Here is a 17917-nt window from a genome sequence, read left to right on the forward strand (position 1 = left end):
CTTGTAAACTCAGTGCTGCTGGGTCATTTTGTCATGTGTTAGTCTAAACTCCAGTACTTAGTTTCTGAGGTTAAAATTAGTTACTTGAGTTAGCTAACCACCGACTACTGACTATTAACTAATGATTTTGATTTTACTCGCTGCTCTCGTAGCCTTTTCCCTCGCTTCTTGAATATCACTCCCTTTAGCCAAAGCGACTCCCATTCGGCGATAAGGATGGGCATTAGGTTTACCAAATAGCTTAATGTCCACATCTTTTTCAGATAGCGCCTCGGCTACACCTGTATATGCTATGGAATCTGATTTTTCCGTGGCTAAAATGACGGCACTGGCGGAAAAACCCAACTGTTCTATATGAGGAATCGGCAAGCCTAAAATAGCCCTTAAGTGCAGTTCAAATTCGTTAAGATTTTGCGAGATTAATGTCACCATTCCCGTATCATGTGGTCTGGGGGAAAGCTCGGAAAAAATCACTTCGTCTTTAGTGATAAAAAACTCTACGCCAAAAACTCCCGCTCCTCCCAATGCATCAGTGACTTTTTTAGATATTTCCTGCGCTTCCACTATCATCTTTTCCGAAATTTTTGCTGGTTGCCAAGATTCTTGATAATCTCCTCTTTCTTGGCGATGACCAATAGGAGAACAGAAAATTGTCGGTGCATTCCACTGCTTAATTGTCAGTAAAGTAATCTCAATTTCAAAATTGATAAATTCTTCGACAATCACCTTTTGACTGTCACCTCTGGAATTGGCGATCGCATAATTCCAAGCCTTCTCAACTTCGTTCTTTTCTTTAACTACAGATTGCCCTTTGCCAGAAGATGACATCACAGGTTTCACGACATTAGGAAACCCAACTTCATCAGAAACAGCAACCAACTCTTCTAAAGTTGTCGCATAACCATATTTAGCAGTGCGGATGCCCAACTCATGATGTGCTAATTCCCTAATTCTATCCCGGTTCATTGTATAGTTAGTAGCCGCCGCAGTTGGAATAACTGTCATTCCTCGCTGCTCAAATTCCAAAAGTTTTTCTGTTCTAATTGCTTCAATCTCTGGTATAATAAAATCAGGTTGATATTTGCTAACAACCGCTTCCAAATCATCAGCACTCAGCATCGAAATCACTTCTGAACAATCAGCAACTTGCATCGCCGGAGCATTCGCATAGCGATCAACAGCAATCACATAATTACCAAGACGTTTAGCAGCAATAACAAATTCTTTGCCGAGTTCTCCTGAACCTAAGAGCATCAACTTTTGGGGCAGCTTAATCGAATCACTCATTAATCTGTTAATTCCAATTTATATACAACAAAAACCTCTATTTCTCTCTGCGTTCTCTGCGCCTCTGTGGTTATTTAATTTAATTCTCACCTAAAAGACTAAACCTACCGCCGCGAAGTCGTAAATCTTGACGCTGACTCTTTGTCAACCCAACTCCTTCTCCAAACTCGCACTCCTCTACAAGAGTATTTAACCACATAGTCTCATTAAGAGTAGCACCAGTCAAATTTGCATTTCTCAAGTCTGCGTTGCTAAAATTGGCAAATATAACGTCTGCATTTACTAAACTGGTTCCTCGTAAATTTGCACCTAATAAATTACCACGGATGAAGTTAACTTCATCTAAAATCAAGCCAGATAAATCTGCTCCTATTAAATTAGGGAACTTTAGCTGACTAGGATTTTGGAGAAACCGCATGACACAAGCTATATTTGCTTCATTGAGGCACATCTTGGTTAAAAAATCATAGCGGGCTATACCAAGTTGCTTGAGAATTTCTAGACGTTCTTGAGGACTTTGTTCTAAAAAGTGAATAGCGCTGCTACGGAAATATTGAGTAGAAGTATTTTGCATAATTATCAGATTATATAATTAACTGGGCGGGCGGGGACGCCCACCCCACAAGATAGATAATTTATTTCTTGGAAATCCCTTAGGTTGTGATAACTCACGCAACCCCGCTATAGTCCCTCTTTTGCAACGCTTAACGCGATCGCCTGTCTGCATGACATAGCAGCCGGGTAGTTGGCTATAAAATGGCTAGGTTGCCATCCATGTAATAATTTAATCCGGATAATACTAAGTACCATTTGTAAAGTTAGGCAGTTACAGCCTTTCTCACTAAAACAAGCATGAAAAAGACAATTCTAGCTTACAAAATTAAAGGTCCTATACTCACAATAACAATATTGTTTGGGGTTATTTCACTGTTCTTGACCTGTTTTTTAGCTAAGATTGTCAGAGTAAAATTTGTACAGATGGATTATGTACTTAAAGAATTGGAAGTTCAACGCAAAGTACAGGCAAATAATCCTCATGCTATTTCTAAAGTTGTCGAACAAGAAGAGTTAGATTCTCATATAAGACCTGATTTTAGATGTCTATTTTGGGCTACAACTGAGGTAGGTAGTGGTTGGACTCATGATTCTGAAGATCGTGATTTTTTTATAGATTATTATATACCTCCAGATAAGAAAGCAATGATTTGTACGACACCAGCCCTAGCAGCTGCATTCATTGCTAAGGGTAATAAACCATTTATGTATGAGGTTTATCCCACAGAATATGGCTTTCGTGTTCGCATTGTCCAAGGTCTTTCAAAAGTGAGAAAACCCTGTAAAGACTGGACAGGTAATGTTGATTGTGCAAATTCTCTATTGTCGCGACAGGCAATTATTAGGTATGAACCGTAAACAATAGTAAATTCAGCTTTCTTTCTACTGTGCTGCATGAAAAGCCATTTGCCAAAAATCTTTCTCGAATTTTGCTACCCTTAAAAAAGCCTCTTCAGCTTGCTGTTGAACAGTTGCTGATGCCGTTTCCAACACCTCATCAGCTTGATGTTCCAAAAATTTCACGTATTCAGTAAAACCGCGATTTCCCCATCTGTCTGCAAATTCATTGTACGGTTCAGGCATCACTCCAGGTAACTGCCAACCTTGATTGTAGGCAAATTCAATTGCCCAAAATGTACTTGCTTGCACTGGATAGGGCATTATAGCAAGGCTCTGCATATATTCACAATATTCTATGCAGGTTGGTTGTTTTGCTGTATCGAGATTAAGCTGACGTTGGGCTGCTTTTTCCTTAAACCAATTGAGTTCATCTTTGAGTGCTGTCAGTCCCCCCAAAATGACATCAAAATGATGTGGAGGTGCGCTTGCCAACGCCCGTCCCACCAACCGTGTAAAATCGACAACGAACAGATAATCTTGCACCAGCCATGTGTTAAATTGCTGGGGCTGAATGGTGCCTAATTTGCACTGTTCAAGGAAGGGATGTACGGTAGCTTCGTGCCAAGCTTGAGCATGGTTTTGTAGAAGTTGTTTGCAGCTTGCAGCCATCATGCAATTTTCTCAATTTCATCAATTTCTTCTGCAGATAAGCCTTAATATACCTGAGCAGCTAGTTTAAGCATATCATCTGGACTTGACACTAAAGTTGTTTCCACCGTAAGTTTGACTTTTTGCCCCTCAGATATTTTCGGACTTTTCAACGGGCGGAAAACTCCATTTTCATCCGTGACCTGCTACAGCAAATAGAGGTGACTCTGGAGAAGTTGTTAGAAAGATAGCCGTGTTTTTCTATACATTGAGCCACAAGATAAGGTACATACTCCACCTTCACCCTTAGGTATCGATAAAATTGAGCATCTGCTGAGGCTGGTGGGCGATGATGGCGAAGATATGTAAACTAAGTATTAAACATATCGGAAAATTAGGTTTTAACCCCCTAATTTATAAGGCTTCTAGGTTAATTGGTGGATAAGTCTATTTTCTATAATTAGACTTTTTATAATCGTATTTCTATCTACAGAGAGAGTAACTATAAAGGTTTACCAATGGATAACAGCTCTCCTTCCATCGAAATTTACTGCACTCGCCCAAACTGCCAAGACCCCATAACTCAAATTTCTGAGGAACGTCTCGCTGGCAGACCTGTTAGACAACTACATTGCATTAACTGTGGAATGCCCTTAATTGTGGAAGGGCGTTTCTTGCCAAAAAGGTTATTAGTCCCAGATGAAGAACAAGGTGGATTTGGTAGGACATTCATCGCAGAGGATCTTAAGAAACATAATTCGCTGTGTGTAATCAAGCAGTTGCACCCTAGAGTTACTCATAAAAAGTTACAGCTTGATGTGATACAAAGGCTGTTTGAGCGCGAGGCAAACGTTTTACATAGACTTAACCACTCACAAATCCCGCGAGCACTAGAATTTGCTGTAGTCGAAGCTCCCCCTAATTTACAAGACCAATTTCTTCAGGGTTCAGATAATCGGCAGAAGTTTTTTTACTTAATGCAGGACTACATCAAAGGTCAGAATTTGGCTCAGGAGCTAAGTCAAAGAAGGCAATTTTCAGAGGATGAAGTTTTAGAAATTCTGCATCAACTCTTAGAAGTACTAAAGTATGTTCACAGTGAAGGAGTCATACACAGGGATATCAAACCTTCCAACATCATGCGCTGTGAGGCGGATGGGAGGTTATATCTGATAGATTTTGGTGCAGTTAAGCAGGTAGTAGTTGCAGGAGTCCCTACCGAACAATCAGCCGTAATTGGAACTAAGTATTTTGCACCACCAGAGCAGCAAGCTGGTAAAGCAGTATCTTTTTCATCAGATTTGTACTCTCTAGCTGCAACTTGCGTTTGTTTGCTAACAGGTAGAAAGCCAGAAAAGCTTCGTCATGAGGATAGGTGGAATTGGAGACAATATGCCAACGTAAGCGACAATTTTGCAGGCATTTTAGACCGAATGCTGTTGCCTGAGCCAGAACAACGGTTTCAGCATGCTAAAGACGTAATTACCGCTCTTTCTCAGGAAGAATTTCAACCTCCAGAACAGGAGCATTCAAGTAGTCGCTCTACTAAACAGCACCGGCAATTAGTTATCAGCCCAATCAGCAAATTGGTTCCACCATGGTTATCGCAGATACCTACTTTCAGAGAGCCTTCGTCCTTTTTCAATCAACTTAAGAAGTTTTTGAAGAAGAGGGTTTTGATTGTGGGAGCAATTTTTTTAGGGTTGGCGATCGCGCTTGCAAGTCCAAAAATCCAGTCAATAATTTTTCCACCACCTCCACCATCTCCACAAGAACAACCACTTTCTCCGAACTACTTCAGCAGGGGAGAAGAATCTCTGATTAATCAAAGTATTGAATCAAGCACTACACTTTGTCAACAAGCTTTTAATAAAAAGACAGGTGGAATGCAAGCCTTTGGTGCTCAAAACTTTCAACTTGCCAAGGATAACTTTCAGACTGCCATAAATCTATTTAAACAAGCTAATCTTAAGTGCTCTGTTGATCCAGAAACACTAATCTTTTTAAACAATGCCAAGGCTAACATCAAAGGCAACCCTCTGACAATTGCAGTCGTTGTTCCATTCAACGAGAGCAATGAATTTAGAAAGCTTACCGAAGATGTCCTGCGTGGGGTTGCTCACGTTCAGAAAAACTTGAATAATCAAAGTAATGGTATTCAAGGACGATTGTTGCAAGTCATAATTGCCAGAGATGACAATGACTCCAGCAAAGCAAAACGAGTAGCTAAGCATCTTGCACAGAAGAATATTCCGGGTGACAGAAACTTTAATGGTAATATTTTAGCGGTTATTGGTCATTACACCAGTGATGTCACTCTGATAGCAGGAGAGGTTTATGAAAGCAAAATTGTTGCAGTTTCTCCCACAAGTACCGCTGTCAGACAGTCTAATTCTAGCTCTTCTGGCTATAAGTTTAATTTAAGTGAATATGTTTTCCGTACGGCTACCAATGACTCTGTTGCAGCTGACGATTTATTTAAGTATGTGCAGACAATTCCTGGCTCTGGAAAAGGAGCTATTCTTTTCAATTCTCAAACATCCTCTTATAGTCAGTCTCTTAAAGAGGCATTTGAGAAAAAGTTTGCCCAAGGAAACGTTGTTTCCTGTGATTTATCCAAGTTTAGAGTACATGAATGTGTGCAGCAGGCACAAGACGCAAAGTTTTTGATGTTAGCTCTTGGCGCAGAAGAAGCTGCTACAAGCAACGGGTTATTGGCTATTCAGTTAATTGATCGCAGAAAACCTTTGTTAGGTGGAGATACTCTGTACAATGATGCTATATTTCCCTTGGACGATAAAGCTAGAAATGCTAACAATGTGGTACTCGCTGTACCTTCTCATGTAGATGTTACTACTCCAGCGTTCAAGAAAGAATCTATACAACTTTGGGGAACTCAATACGTAGGATGGGGAGCACTTACTGCGTATGATGCAACTCAGACAATAGTTGAAGCGCTGAAAAAACAGGGGAATAATCCCAGTCGCCCAGGTTTATACAATGTCCTAAATGATCCTAACTTTTCAACACAAGGTGCTACAGGAAAAGTGCAATTTGATGCACAGCATGACCGCAAAGTTAATCCCGAAGACGATAATAAGCTTGGGGTGTTAGTCAGAGTTCAACGAAAGTGTAAACCTGATGATAAGAATGATAATTACAAGTTTTGTCTGCTAGAACAGCAGTAAGAACAGCTACAAGCACGCTAATAATGTGGAGATTAAGACTCAATCTCAGCCAATTCTAACCAACGCTCAGTCGCCACATCTATTGCTTCCTTAAGCGTTTCCACCTGTTCGTAAAGTTTTTGTACTTGGGTGTAGTTACCAGGAGGAACATTCGCCATTGCTTTCTCTGCTTCTGCTTTTTCGGCTTCCATTTGGGCAATTTTCCCTTCCAACTGCTCAAATTCTCGCTTTTGCCAATTAGATAACCCGCGCCGTTTTTTAGTTTCGTTTTCTTTAGGTAAAGATGCTGTATGTGTCTCTACATTTTTCGCCTTTTCTTTAGTATTATTAATTTGCTGCTGTTGTGCTTCCTCTGCTTGCTTGTAATCTAGATACACTGAATAATTGCCTGGATATTGTTTAATATTGCCACCTTCTTGAAAGGCAAAGATTGTATCTACAGTGCGGTCTAAAAAGTAGCGATCGTGAGAAACGACAATAACACAACCTGAAAAATCTTCTAAATAATCCTCTAGCACTGCCAATGTCTGTACATCCAAATCATTGGTCGGTTCATCTAATATTAAGACATTCGGTGTACCCATAAGAACGCGCAACAAAAATAAACGCCGTTTTTCACCACCAGATAGTTTATGAATTGGAGCATACTGTTGGTTACCAGGAAACAGAAAACGCTCCAACATTTGGGATGCGGTAATTCTAGTTCCATCGGCAATTGTGACAAACTCCCCTTCTTCTTTGATGTAGTCAATCACGCGCTGATTTTCGTTTAACGCCGATTGTAATTCTTCTGAATGCTGGTTAAAATAACCAATGTGAATGGTACCACCAATTTCCACACTCCCGGAATCTGGCTGAACACGTCCAGTGATCATATCTAATAAAGTGGATTTACCTGCACCATTACCCCCGATGATCCCAATGCGGTCATCTGGGCTAAATTCGTAGGTAAAATCCTTAATTAACGTGCGTCCGTCATAAGCCTTGGATATGTTATTCAGTTCAATAACTTTTTTACCAATGCGACGAGTAGGTGTAGAAATATCAACTTTACCCTGAGCTTGTTTAAACTCAGTTTCCTGCATATCGCGAATGCGATCAATTCTAGCTTTTTGTTTGGTACTACGGGCTTTTGGTCCTCGTTTTAGCCATTCCAACTCGCGCCGTAATACACCTTGATGTTTCCGTTGACTGCTTACGGCAGATTCTTCAGATAAAGCCTTCTTTTCTAAGTAATATGAATAGTTACCTGCGTAAGTGTAAATGTCTCCTCGGTCAATTTCGATAATGCGGTTAGTCACCTTATCCAAAAAGTAGCGATCGTGAGTGATTAGCAAGATTGCACCACGATAGCGATTTAAATAACTTTGCAACCACTCAACAGAATTAGCATCTAGATGGTTTGTCGGTTCATCCATCAGCAACAAATCTGGTTCTGACAGCAAAGCTGTAGCTAAAGCAATGCGCTTGCGATAACCACCAGATAAAGTCCCAATCACAGCATTAAAGTCTGTAATTCCTAACTGGGAAAGAATGATTTTGGCATTTGTTTCCACCTCCCAAGCACCAATTGCGTCCATGCGCTGCATTAGGGAAGAAAGACGCGTCATGAGTTGCTTATCTTCTGGTGCATGAGCTAACTTATCAGAAATTTCCTCATACTCACGCACCAACGCCATCTGTTCGCCAGCATCCGCGAATATTTGCTCTAAAACTGTACGATTTTCGTCTAAATCTGGCTGCTGAGGCAAGTATACAATTGTCGCTCCTGAGTTTGCTAAAATTTGACCATGATCAATCGGTTCTAGTCCCGCCATCATTTTTAATAATGTTGACTTACCAGAACCGTTAGTACCAATTAAGCCAACTTTATCAGTAGCATCCAAACTCAAGCTGGCATCTTTTAATATTTCTTTGATACCAAAATCTTTTTTAACAGATTGTAGGGTAATGAGACTCATAAAATTTAGTGATTAGCTAGTAGTCATTAGTCATTAGTCATTAGTCATTAGTTGAAAGTCATTAGTCAAAGACTTTCAACTAATGACTTTCACCTGAACTTTTCTATTTCCACTTTGCGTCCTCTCTTACCTTGTACGGTTTGTAAAAGTTCTAACTTGCTCTATAAGGTAGCGCGTTAGCAAAGTGTAACGCACCTTACGCTTAATACCACCTACCATCTACTACCCTACTACTTAAACAAATAAATCAAGGGGTAGATGCCCGTACATTTCGTTAATTCCTCCTGGAGAGTAAGATTGGCAAGAGACTAATACACCCCGATGATGACCTGAGTAAGAATCGAGATAGCACACACCGTTTTTGCCGTTTAATTTGATGTAAACTGGACCTTCAATCACAGGTAAATCGCTTGGAGGTTCATAGCCGAAAGCATGGGAATATGTTTTCATTGCTAGTATTCCTTCCTCTGGTGTGTCAGCACAAATACCTAAAATTTGATAGTCTGAAATACTGGCAAGCCAAACTAAAGCCTGACGAATTAAAGTCTTCTCTGATGGCTTGAGTTTGGGTGGAATGTCTATACAGTTGAATTTATTAAGAATTTTTTTCGCTTCTTGAATGGTGAGATTGCTTTGATGATTGCTTGACATAAATACTTTTATTATTCCTTAATGTTTCCTCTTCATTTGAGTAAGGCGATCGCCCTACATAAAATTTCAATTCGCGATTAATCTTGCATATTACCTACATTAAAGAGAAATGGTACACCACTTTTTGTATCACCACTCATAACGAGGACTTTTGGCATTTGAGCGCCGCCAGTCTTCCAGGCTTCAATTGCTTCCTTTTGCAGAACCAATTGTCCACCTTGCGCTTTCAAAGTCTCCGCTAAAAGTCTTTGAGCTTCCGCTTTTCCCCTGGCGCGATTTATTTCTGCTTGAGCCTCTTGTTCCGCTTCTTGTGCTACATAGACGGCTCTTTGTGCCCTTTGCTCAGCGATTTGTTTTTCCTCAACGGCTCTGGCAAATTCTGGAGAAAATGTTAAGTCAATCACGCTGGTATCTAGTACAATTATTCCATATTTATCTAAGCGTTGCCCCAAAGCCATATCAAAGTCTTCCTTTAAGTCACTTCTTCTGGTAATTGCTTCCTCAACTGTTCTTTTAGCCGCTGCGATTTTAAATGATTCCTGGGTTTGGGGTGCAATAATTTTATTGACAATATTTGCTAGAGTTCCTTGTTTTCTTCTTATATCAACAACTTGTATAGGGTCGATGCGAAAGTTAATAGCAAATCTTGCAGTTAAGGTTTGCAAATCCTTGGTTGAACTCTCTGCTGGAACTTCAAATTTTTGCACTGTCAAATCGTATACATCTACTACTGAGATAAAGGGTGGTATCAGGTGGATACCTTCTATTAAAGCTCCATCTCTGGCTTTACCCAAGATACTGAGTACTCCTGCTTGCCCTGGATTTATAATGATAAAGGAATTAAGGCTGAGGATAACAAGGATTGCCGCTACAATTGCTGCTACTACACTTTGCCAATTCCCCAATTGCTGATTTTTCAACTTTTTATCTCCTGTTGGTTTTCAGATAACTCTTTTTAATAGTGATACTTTACTACTAGCGCTCGTGGTAAAATTTCTAATCCACGCATCTACAAACAACTGTGGCTAAGGTATTTAAATCTCATAGGGCATCGAGAAGACAGACACGCGTAGCAGGTGATGCTCCCAAGATATCGCCATCAACTCATCCCCTCCTGCGACTGTTTGACTACGGACACCAGTATCGCAAACAAATCTGGCAAGCGACGATCTGTTCTATCCTTAATAAATTTTTTGACTTGGCTCCACCCGCGTTAATTGGCATTGCGGTGGATGTGGTGGTAAAGCAGCAAGATTCTATCATTGCTCAGTTGGGAGTGAAAGATATTTTTGGGCAATTTTTCATTCTTTCGTTCCTGACTGTAATCATCTGGATACTAGAATCGGTTTTTGAATATGCTTACGCAAGGCTTTGGCGTAATTTGGCACAGGACATTCAGCATGATTTGCGTCTGGATGCTTATAAACATTTGCAGGAGTTGGAACTCGCCTATTTTGAAGAACGCAGTACAGGCGGTTTGATGTCCATCCTCAGCGATGACATCAACCAACTAGAACGTTTTTTAGATGCGGGAGCAAACGACATTCTCCAAGTTGTCACAACAGTAGTCATTATCGGTGGTGGTTTCTTTATTTTGGCTCCTAGTGTTGCCTGGATGGCAATGTTGCCGATACCTTTTATTCTTTGGGGTTCGTTTGTTTTTCAAGATTTACTAGCACCTCGCTACGCTGATGTCCGAGAAAAAGTTGGTCTTCTCAACTCGCGTCTGGCGAATAATTTGAGTGGTATTACGACTATTAAAAGTTTCACCTCCGAAGATTACGAAATTTCGCGTTTAGGACAAGAAAGTGAGGGATATCGTCGCAGTAACACTAGAGCAATTAAACTTTCGGCAGCATTTATTCCCCTCATCCGGATGTTAATTTTGGTGGGGTTCACAGCCTTACTGCTATTTGGTGGTATGGCAGCAGTGAATGGTAAAATGTCTGTGGGTACATATAGTGTATTAGTCTTTTTAATTCAGCGGTTACTCTGGCCCTTAACCAGATTAGGCGATACTTTTGATCAGTATCAACGGGCAATGGCTTCTACTAATAGAGTGATGGATTTGTTGGATACTCCTATTGCTATTCATACGGGTGAGATAGATTTACCTGTTGCTACAGTACGCGGTGAGGTGGAATTAAGAAATGTCACTTTTGCTTATCAAGACAGGTTGCCAGTCGTTAAAAATCTGTCTTTGCATATTCCAGGGGGTAAAACAATTGCCATTGTTGGTTCTACTGGTTCTGGAAAAAGCACTTTAGTTAAACTTCTACTGCGATTGTATGAAGTGCAATCAGGAACAATTACTCTTGATGGCATTGATATACAACAGTTAAATCTGCGGGATTTGCGCCGCTGCATTGGTTTGGTGAGTCAGGATGTATTCCTATTTCATGGTAGTGTAGCAGAAAATATTGCCTATGGCAGTTTTGATGCTTCAGATGATGAAATTATTAAGGCGGCTAAAGTGGCTGAAGCACATGAATTTATTGAGCGACTGCCTCAGCGATATGAGACAATTGTAGGTGAACGGGGACAAAAATTATCTGGTGGACAGCGACAGCGGATTGCTATTGCTCGCGCCATCTTAAAGAATCCACCAATTTTGATTTTAGATGAAGCAACCTCAGCGGTGGATAATGAGACAGAGGCAGCCATTCAGCGCTCCTTAGAACGTATCACTGTAAATCGCACAACAATTGCGATCGCCCACCGTCTTTCCACCATCCGCAATGCAGATCGCATCTATGTCATGGAATACGGACAATTTGTCGAGTCGGGAACGCATCAAGAATTGTTGGACAAAAACGGAGTTTATGCGAGTCTGTGGCGGGTGCAGTCGGGGTTGAGATAGGATTTCAAAGCAAAGGCGCAAACTTTTTCTTGGCGTCTTTGCGTGAGATTATTATTTTAATAATAAAATACACAGTTCAATCAAAAATTTAAAATCTGAAATTGGTATGATATTTTCTACTAGGCAACCTGAATCACCAGATAACAAGTGGCGTCGCCAGTTGGATAAATTTGTGAAAGAACATCAACAAGAATTGGCGGCGCTGTCTTGGGGTTTGTGGTTAGAAAATGGTGATAGCAACGGTACGATTGGCATTGATTTGCAGCCAACGCCGCATTTTGTTTATTGTCCCAAAGAGGCTATAGAAAAACTAAATACCAGTGTTGAGAACAAACTTCAGGAAGTTTTAGGGATTGTAAAGCATTATAAACCAGAAGTGGAAGTTCTCATGATAGGAATTGGCAAAGACGAAATCAAGTTAATTTACTTTGAACCAGAAATTGGACCGCCAGCTTGTTATGAACGAGTTGGCAAAGATGTGAATACTTTATTAGAACATTTGGAACAGCTTCTGAGCGAGCAGTTGAATGCTGAACAATCCGCATCATAGCCTTCAAAGCTAATTAAGTTATGAACTTGTCCAGTGTACTAATAGACAAACTGGACACTTTCAGTGTAGAAATGGGCTTATTTATTCTCTTGCTGGGTTGACACTTTATTAGACCTCTTGCAAAATTATTTTATGGTAAAAAAATAAACTTTTACTTAAATCCAATCACCTATGCAATACGAGCAAACCCAACGGCTATCGAATCGGGAATTCAAATGTCTGGTTGGGGTGCAACGACATACCTTTGATCAAATGGTCAAAGTGATCCAACAGTCCGTTGTATTCTGCCTGCCTTAACGAGTCAAAGCAAAAAAGAATTACCTATTTTTCAAGATATAAGTCTTGATTCATAAGGGTTTCAGCGATTAAAAAAGGTAACTTGTTCCTGTGGGCTTCCTAACTTGGATTTTGCTATTTTACCTTTGACATTATGCTAGATTTAGACTCAATGAAATCTTGCCGTGAGCGTGTAAATTTTCTATTAACGAATTACTACGATCAAGAAAATCCTCTCTATCAGCCACTTAACCTTGCATTGTTTTATAGTAGGCGTAGGTTGCGAGCAACTTTAGCGTATTGGGGAAGTGGGATTGTCGGTGGAATACCTGAAGACGCTGACAACATAGCAATGCTTTATGAAATCATCACTGCAAATTATGTTCTTATAGATGATAGCGTGATCTTAGATGCGGGAAAAGAGCGTGCGGGTCTTCCAACACCAAGAATCCAGTACGGAGAGGCTGCCGCACTTTTGTCCGCATGTATTATTCAGCTGGAACCAATTCGGTTGCTTCCATCAGATAACCTACTACTCAAGGAGATTTTCTACCAATCAGCTCGCGACACAATTATAGGGTTATTCCTGGAGCAAAAGCTTGCCGATTTATCTCCAGATTCAATTGTAGATGAAAAAGAAATTCTGCGTATTGCGCGGCTGATGACAGGACCACTTTTGGCAGGTGCAATAACCTCAGGTGCAATAATGAGTGGCGCTACGCAAGCCCAAATTGATGCTCTAAATGCCTATGCTATGGATTTTGGTACTGCTTATCAAATAGCTGATCATATTGTTGATCTCATGGTAACGGCTGAAAATTCGGGCAAAGATAATTTCTCCGATATCACAACAAACAAGAAAACCATTGTTGTTAACCATGCACTACAGCATTTACCAAAAGACTCATGGCAATGGAGTGAAATTATTAATGCTATAGGAACTGTTCCCTCTGCTGAGAAAAAAAGTGAACTACAGCGTATTTTCAAGAATAGCGGCTCGATTCAGCACTGTCTCAATCTTGTAGTAGCGCTATACTCCCAAGCCATATCACACCTACAGGAACTTCCAGACAACCAATACCGTTCCTTATGCATGAAACTCCCTGATATATATCTCAAGGAGTTACTCAACTCAATAGATGGCTGAATCTTAGATGGGGTATAAGACTAAGCTGAACTTATCCCAGCAAATATACTTACAGAATCAAAAAAGCCCCTCACAGCCAGGGTTTTAGGGGTTCCAAACAAGAGCTATTGCCTGGATCGCACTCCCCTTACGGGCGATCGCACTCACTTAGGGTTAACGATTTTGGAGCTCATTGTGCCACGTCCTTGTTCCTTCTTTGCCTTCTTACTGCTATTTCTTCCTTATGCTTAGTATCTCCGATTATGGGTATCTTACTTACCCCGTGCTGTAAAGCCTGCTAATCCTCTTGGTTGGTATTGTCCCTTATTTCTTATGTTTTGGCGCATTGGGCGCAACTTCTACGGTGATTGCCTCCTCCAGGTGCCCCTTGGGGAATCGCCTCTACAAAGAAGCCTGATTGGGGACAAGCCGCAGAAATCGCATCTCCTTACTATATTTCCACAATTGGTGCTGTACCTTATTCTACTAAACATTGAACGCCTAAGAGATTTAGCACGTAAGTCTTGGAATTGACATTCACATTTCCAGGTGCAAGATATGAGCGCCCAACTATAGCAGTCCTAAATCATTTGTAAGATTTTCTTTTATTTTTCTTGGCGCTCTTGGCTCAGGAGTGGTTTTTTTATTCTCACGACTCCAGCACGGATTGCTATAGCGGCAAAAAGCAGCTTATGAAAGAAACACATTTTCCTTAAATCTCTAAAAGCCATACTATATAAAGGTTTTAAAATGTGTTTTTTAGAAGTAAAGGCGATTTTTCCTCAGTAATAGCTTAATAATATTTAACCGTATTTTTCATAGAATGATTGTATATTTTTGATTTTATGGCTGTGCCATAAAATCACACCTTTCACTGAGTAGAAATTCAAATTTAGTTCAGTAAACGCTAAAAACTATCAGTGTGTTTACTTGAGAAAGCAACGATTATACTACCAAGTAAAAATTATGGGACAAAACACTTTACGTCGCTCAGTTTTACAAGGTTTGATTACCAGTGCAATTGTTATTGGGTTTGATTTAACTACTCGTTCCTGGGTAACATCTAGCAGTGCCACATCTATTTTTGAAAGCTTACCTCCCTTAGATGGAGTACTTTACACTGATAATGCGACACTTGCTGATGCCAGTATTGACTTTGGTAATATCGTGCATCGTCAACCGATAGCAGTACTTAAACCAGGCTCAATTGAGGATATTGTTCAAGTTATTCAATTCGCTCGGACTCACAAGCTCAAGGTTGCCCCACGCGGTCAGGGGCACTCTACTTACAGTCAGTCACAAGTAGAAGCAGGCATCGTCATTGATTTAAGTACGCTCAACAAGATTCATTTCATCGGTACAGACCGAGCGATTGTTGATGCTGGAGTGTTATGGAGTCAGTTATTGCAACAAACGCTTGTGCAGGGATTAACACCGCCTGTTCTTACCGATTACATAGAACTTTCTATCGGCGGTACTTTGTCAGTAGGAGGTATTGGTGGTGCAACTCATCGCTACGGTGTGCAAGTGGATAATGTTTTAGAACTGAAGGTAGTAACTGGAGAAGGTAACCTCGAAACTTGTTCACCGTTATATAATCGCAATCTATTTACAGCAGTACTAGCAGGGCTAGGTCAATGTGGAATTATTGTACAGGCAACAGTTAAGCTAATTCCTGCCACTACCAATGCCCGTGTGTTTCAGTTGTATTATGACGATTTAGCTACCTTTACTCGTGACCAACGCGAAATCATAAATGATGAGCGCTTCAACTATGTAGAAGGTCAGTTAGTTTCTAATAATGCTGGTGGATGGCGTTATCTCCTAGAAGCGGCTAGCTTTTACAGTCCTCCCTTTGTACCTAATAACAGTTTGTTACTTGCGGGGTTAAATTATACTCGCGGTACAGAACAAATAGAGGATAAATCTTACTTTGACTTCCTCAACCGTTTAGCTCCTACAGTTGCCTTTCTCAAATCTATTGGTGTTTGGTCTTATCCTCATCCTTGGTTAAACCTGTTTGTGCCAAGTAGTGCAGTTAACAGTTTTGTTGGTGAAGTCGTTGCCAGCTTAACCCTCGCTGACACAGGTGAAGGCCCAATTCTCCTGTATCCAGTTAAAACTGAACGCTTCGGGCTACCCAATTTCCGGGTTCCGAACCAGAAGGTTGTGTTTCTGTTTGCCCTATTACGAACAGCAGTACCACCAGATGATTCTGTAATTACAAAAATGCTCAATGATAATCGTAGACTCTTTGAGCAAAATCGTGATTTGGGTGGTTATCAATATCCTGTAAACGCCCTGTCCTTCTCCAAAGAGGATTGGCAGCAGCATTTTCATCCGGTTTGGGGAAATCTAGTAAGTGCAAAGCAGCGTTACGATCCAGATAATTTACTAACGCCAAGTCAGGGCATTTTCGCAAACTCTTAGCCCAAACTTTTCCTCGCTCGAATGATTTTAGCTGAAATACTCGCTATTGGTGAGAAGGCAATGGAAGTGAAATAATAAACTAAGCGCAGCTTCATACAGAAATTTACGCTTTTATTCAAGATTTATTAATGAGCCAACTAACTGAACTGCCCCTAAATCTTGCAGACTAATTTTTTGAGCCTCAGTTAAACCCGTCACTCCAGTGATGTTCATGCCATCGTAAAGGTTAGAATTTTTAAGAGTTTTCACGCACTTACCTGTGTTAATATTCCAAAGCTTAATCGTATCATCTTGACTACCACTGACTAGGGTTTGAGCGTCGGGACTAAAGGCTATTGACCAGACTAGCTTGGAATGTTCTGATAAAGTTCTTATACAGGTGCTTGTGTTGATATCCCAAAGTTTCACGCTTTGATCGCCGCTGCCACTTGCCAATGTGCAAGCATCTAAAAAGGCAACTGAGTATACGGTGCTAGTATGTCCTTGTAAAGTTTCAATGTGCTGACCTGTGCTGACATCCCACAGCCTTATTGTTTGGTCAGTGCTACCACTCACTAGCGTTCGACCATCGGGACTGAAGGCAACTGACCATATCCAATCAGTATGACCGTGCAAAGTTTTGAGGCATTGACCGGTGGCGACATCCCATAGCCTAATTTTTTTGTCATGACAGCCACTGGCAAGCATATGACCATCCGGGCTGAAGGCGATCGCCCATACCCAATGCATGTGCCCTTGCAAGGACTTAAGGCATTGACCGGTTTTAATATCCCACAGCCTTACTGTTTGGTCATGACAACCACTGGCAAGCATCTGACCGTCTGGGCTAAAGACGACTGATGTGACCCGATTAGTATGTCCGTGCAAAGTTTTGAGGCATTGGCCAGTAGTCGCATCCCACAGCCTCACTGTTTGATCCTCACTTCCACTGGCAAGTATATGACTGTCTGGGCTAAAGGCAACTGATGTAACCCGATTAGTATGTCCGTGCAAAGTTTTGAGGCACTTACCATCCCTTGCATCCCACAGCTTCACCTTTTGGTCATTACTGCCACTGGCAAGCATATGACTGTCTGGGCTGAAGGTGACCGACCAGACCCCATTACAATAACCTTGTAATGTCTTGAGGCATTCACCAGTGTTGACATTCCAAAGCATTACCGTTTGGTCTTCACTGCCACTTGCCAGTTTCGTTCCTTCTGGACTAAAGGCAACTGACGTTACCCTGCTAGTATGACCCTGTATAGTTTTAAAGCAACAACCAGTATTGATATCCCATAGCTTCACAGTGTGGTCATCACTGCTAGTAGCCAGTGTTTTACCATCAGAACTGAAGGACACTGAATTTACACAGTCACTATGGCCTTGGAGAGTCTGAAGGCACTGATCGGTAGCGACATCCCATAGCCTCACTGTTTTGTCATGACAACCACTGACCAGAGTTTGACCATCTGGGCTGAAGGCGACTGTTCGACTCCCGGTGTTATCAACCTGCAAAGTTTTGAGGCACTTACCATCCCTTGCATCCCACAGCTTCACAGTTTG

The 17917-nt window shown here is 41.0% G+C and carries 13 protein-coding genes and 1 pseudogene; 6 read left to right on the forward strand and 8 right to left on the reverse strand.

The features are described 5' to 3' along the window. Positions 1-114 precede the first annotated feature (114 nt). Both purT and ACM0OZ_RS44430 read right to left on the reverse strand, forming a co-directional pair. Positions 115-1287, reverse strand: a complete 1173-nt coding sequence (purT, locus tag ACM0OZ_RS44425; RefSeq protein WP_414589298.1) for a formate-dependent phosphoribosylglycinamide formyltransferase — start codon at positions 1285-1287, stop codon at positions 115-117. A 79-nt stretch (positions 1288-1366) separates the two neighbouring features. Further along, positions 1367-1861 carry a pentapeptide repeat-containing protein gene (locus ACM0OZ_RS44430; protein WP_414589299.1) on the reverse strand — a complete coding sequence of 165 codons (495 nt, stop codon included), beginning with the start codon at positions 1859-1861 and terminating at the stop codon, positions 1367-1369. Between the two features lie 278 nt (positions 1862-2139). On the opposite strand from ACM0OZ_RS44430, the gene ACM0OZ_RS44435 reads away from it, so the two are divergent. Continuing rightward, positions 2140-2700, forward strand: a complete 561-nt coding sequence (locus ACM0OZ_RS44435; RefSeq protein ID WP_414589300.1) for a hypothetical protein — start codon at positions 2140-2142, stop codon at positions 2698-2700. Positions 2701-2724: 24 nt separating this feature from the next. Here the strand turns inward: ACM0OZ_RS44435 and ACM0OZ_RS44440 are convergent, their stop codons facing one another. Together ACM0OZ_RS44440 and ACM0OZ_RS44445 are read right to left on the reverse strand one after the other, a co-directional pair. Continuing rightward, positions 2725-3354, reverse strand: coding sequence for a TenA family transcriptional regulator (locus ACM0OZ_RS44440; RefSeq protein WP_414589301.1), 630 nt, complete (start codon positions 3352-3354; stop codon positions 2725-2727). A 41-nt stretch (positions 3355-3395) separates the two neighbouring features. Continuing rightward, positions 3396-3512, reverse strand: a pseudogene (locus ACM0OZ_RS44445) (antitoxin AF2212-like protein); the annotation flags it as partial. Between the two features lie 336 nt (positions 3513-3848). Between ACM0OZ_RS44445 and ACM0OZ_RS44450 the strand changes: the two are divergent. Further along, positions 3849-6518 (forward strand): protein kinase domain-containing protein, encoded by a 2670-nt coding sequence (locus tag ACM0OZ_RS44450; RefSeq protein WP_414589302.1) that lies wholly within the window; start codon positions 3849-3851, stop codon positions 6516-6518. A gap of 32 nt (positions 6519-6550) precedes the next feature. Here the strand turns inward: ACM0OZ_RS44450 and ACM0OZ_RS44455 are convergent, their stop codons facing one another. The 3 genes from ACM0OZ_RS44455 to ACM0OZ_RS44465 form a co-directional block, all read right to left on the reverse strand. Next, the gene (locus ACM0OZ_RS44455) at positions 6551-8479 is read right to left on the reverse strand and encodes an ABC-F family ATP-binding cassette domain-containing protein (RefSeq protein ID WP_414589303.1); all 1929 of its coding nucleotides are present in this window, start codon (positions 8477-8479) and stop codon (positions 6551-6553) included. A gap of 234 nt (positions 8480-8713) precedes the next feature. Beyond that, entirely contained in the window at positions 8714-9130 is a 417-nt protein-coding gene (locus tag ACM0OZ_RS44460; RefSeq protein WP_096561572.1) for a DUF1824 family protein, read from the reverse strand. 77 nt (positions 9131-9207) lie between these two features. Continuing rightward, positions 9208-10050, reverse strand: a complete 843-nt coding sequence (locus ACM0OZ_RS44465) for a prohibitin family protein (RefSeq protein WP_414589304.1) — start codon at positions 10048-10050, stop codon at positions 9208-9210. A gap of 101 nt (positions 10051-10151) precedes the next feature. On the opposite strand from ACM0OZ_RS44465, the gene ACM0OZ_RS44470 reads away from it, so the two are divergent. The 4 genes from ACM0OZ_RS44470 (at position 10152) to ACM0OZ_RS44485 (ending at position 16372) form a co-directional block, all read left to right on the forward strand. Next, entirely contained in the window at positions 10152-11990 is a 1839-nt protein-coding gene (locus ACM0OZ_RS44470) for an ABC transporter ATP-binding protein (protein ID WP_414589305.1), read from the forward strand. 106 nt (positions 11991-12096) lie between these two features. After that, positions 12097-12540 (forward strand): hypothetical protein, encoded by a 444-nt coding sequence (locus ACM0OZ_RS44475; protein ID WP_414589306.1) that lies wholly within the window; start codon positions 12097-12099, stop codon positions 12538-12540. Between the two features lie 430 nt (positions 12541-12970). Beyond that, positions 12971-13963: a polyprenyl synthetase family protein gene (locus ACM0OZ_RS44480; RefSeq protein WP_414589307.1), complete on the forward strand. Its 993-nt coding sequence runs from the start codon at positions 12971-12973 to the stop codon at positions 13961-13963. Between the two features lie 945 nt (positions 13964-14908). Further along, positions 14909-16372 (forward strand): FAD-binding protein, encoded by a 1464-nt coding sequence (locus ACM0OZ_RS44485; RefSeq protein WP_414589308.1) that lies wholly within the window; start codon positions 14909-14911, stop codon positions 16370-16372. A 111-nt stretch (positions 16373-16483) separates the two neighbouring features. On the opposite strand, the gene ACM0OZ_RS44490 is transcribed toward ACM0OZ_RS44485, so the two are convergent. Further along, the coding region (locus ACM0OZ_RS44490) for a WD40 repeat domain-containing protein (RefSeq protein WP_414589309.1) at positions 16484-17917 on the reverse strand (1434 nt) is incomplete at its 5' end.

The organism is Scytonema sp. PCC 10023, assembly GCF_963920835.1.
In the GTDB taxonomy this organism is placed as follows: Bacteria; Cyanobacteriota; Cyanobacteriia; order Cyanobacteriales; family Nostocaceae; genus Kalymmatonema.

What these genes read in the sequence shown, in the direction of transcription:
- ACM0OZ_RS44460 (WP_096561572.1), bottom strand. Translation starts at nt 9,130, where the DNA reads ATGTCAAGCAATCATCAAAGCAATCTCACCATTCAAGAAGCGAAAAAA.
- ACM0OZ_RS44455 (WP_414589303.1), bottom strand. Translation starts at nt 8,479, where the DNA reads ATGAGTCTCATTACCCTACAATCTGTTAAAAAAGATTTTGGTATCAAA.
- ACM0OZ_RS44480 (WP_414589307.1), top strand. Translation starts at nt 12,971, where the DNA reads ATGCTAGATTTAGACTCAATGAAATCTTGCCGTGAGCGTGTAAATTTT.
- purT (WP_414589298.1), bottom strand. Translation starts at nt 1,287, where the DNA reads ATGAGTGATTCGATTAAGCTGCCCCAAAAGTTGATGCTCTTAGGTTCA.
- ACM0OZ_RS44435 (WP_414589300.1), top strand. Translation starts at nt 2,140, where the DNA reads ATGAAAAAGACAATTCTAGCTTACAAAATTAAAGGTCCTATACTCACA.
- ACM0OZ_RS44485 (WP_414589308.1), top strand. Translation starts at nt 14,909, where the DNA reads ATGGGACAAAACACTTTACGTCGCTCAGTTTTACAAGGTTTGATTACC.
- ACM0OZ_RS44430 (WP_414589299.1), bottom strand. Translation starts at nt 1,861, where the DNA reads ATGCAAAATACTTCTACTCAATATTTCCGTAGCAGCGCTATTCACTTT.
- ACM0OZ_RS44440 (WP_414589301.1), bottom strand. Translation starts at nt 3,354, where the DNA reads ATGATGGCTGCAAGCTGCAAACAACTTCTACAAAACCATGCTCAAGCT.
- ACM0OZ_RS44450 (WP_414589302.1), top strand. Translation starts at nt 3,849, where the DNA reads ATGGATAACAGCTCTCCTTCCATCGAAATTTACTGCACTCGCCCAAAC.
- ACM0OZ_RS44475 (WP_414589306.1), top strand. Translation starts at nt 12,097, where the DNA reads ATGATATTTTCTACTAGGCAACCTGAATCACCAGATAACAAGTGGCGT.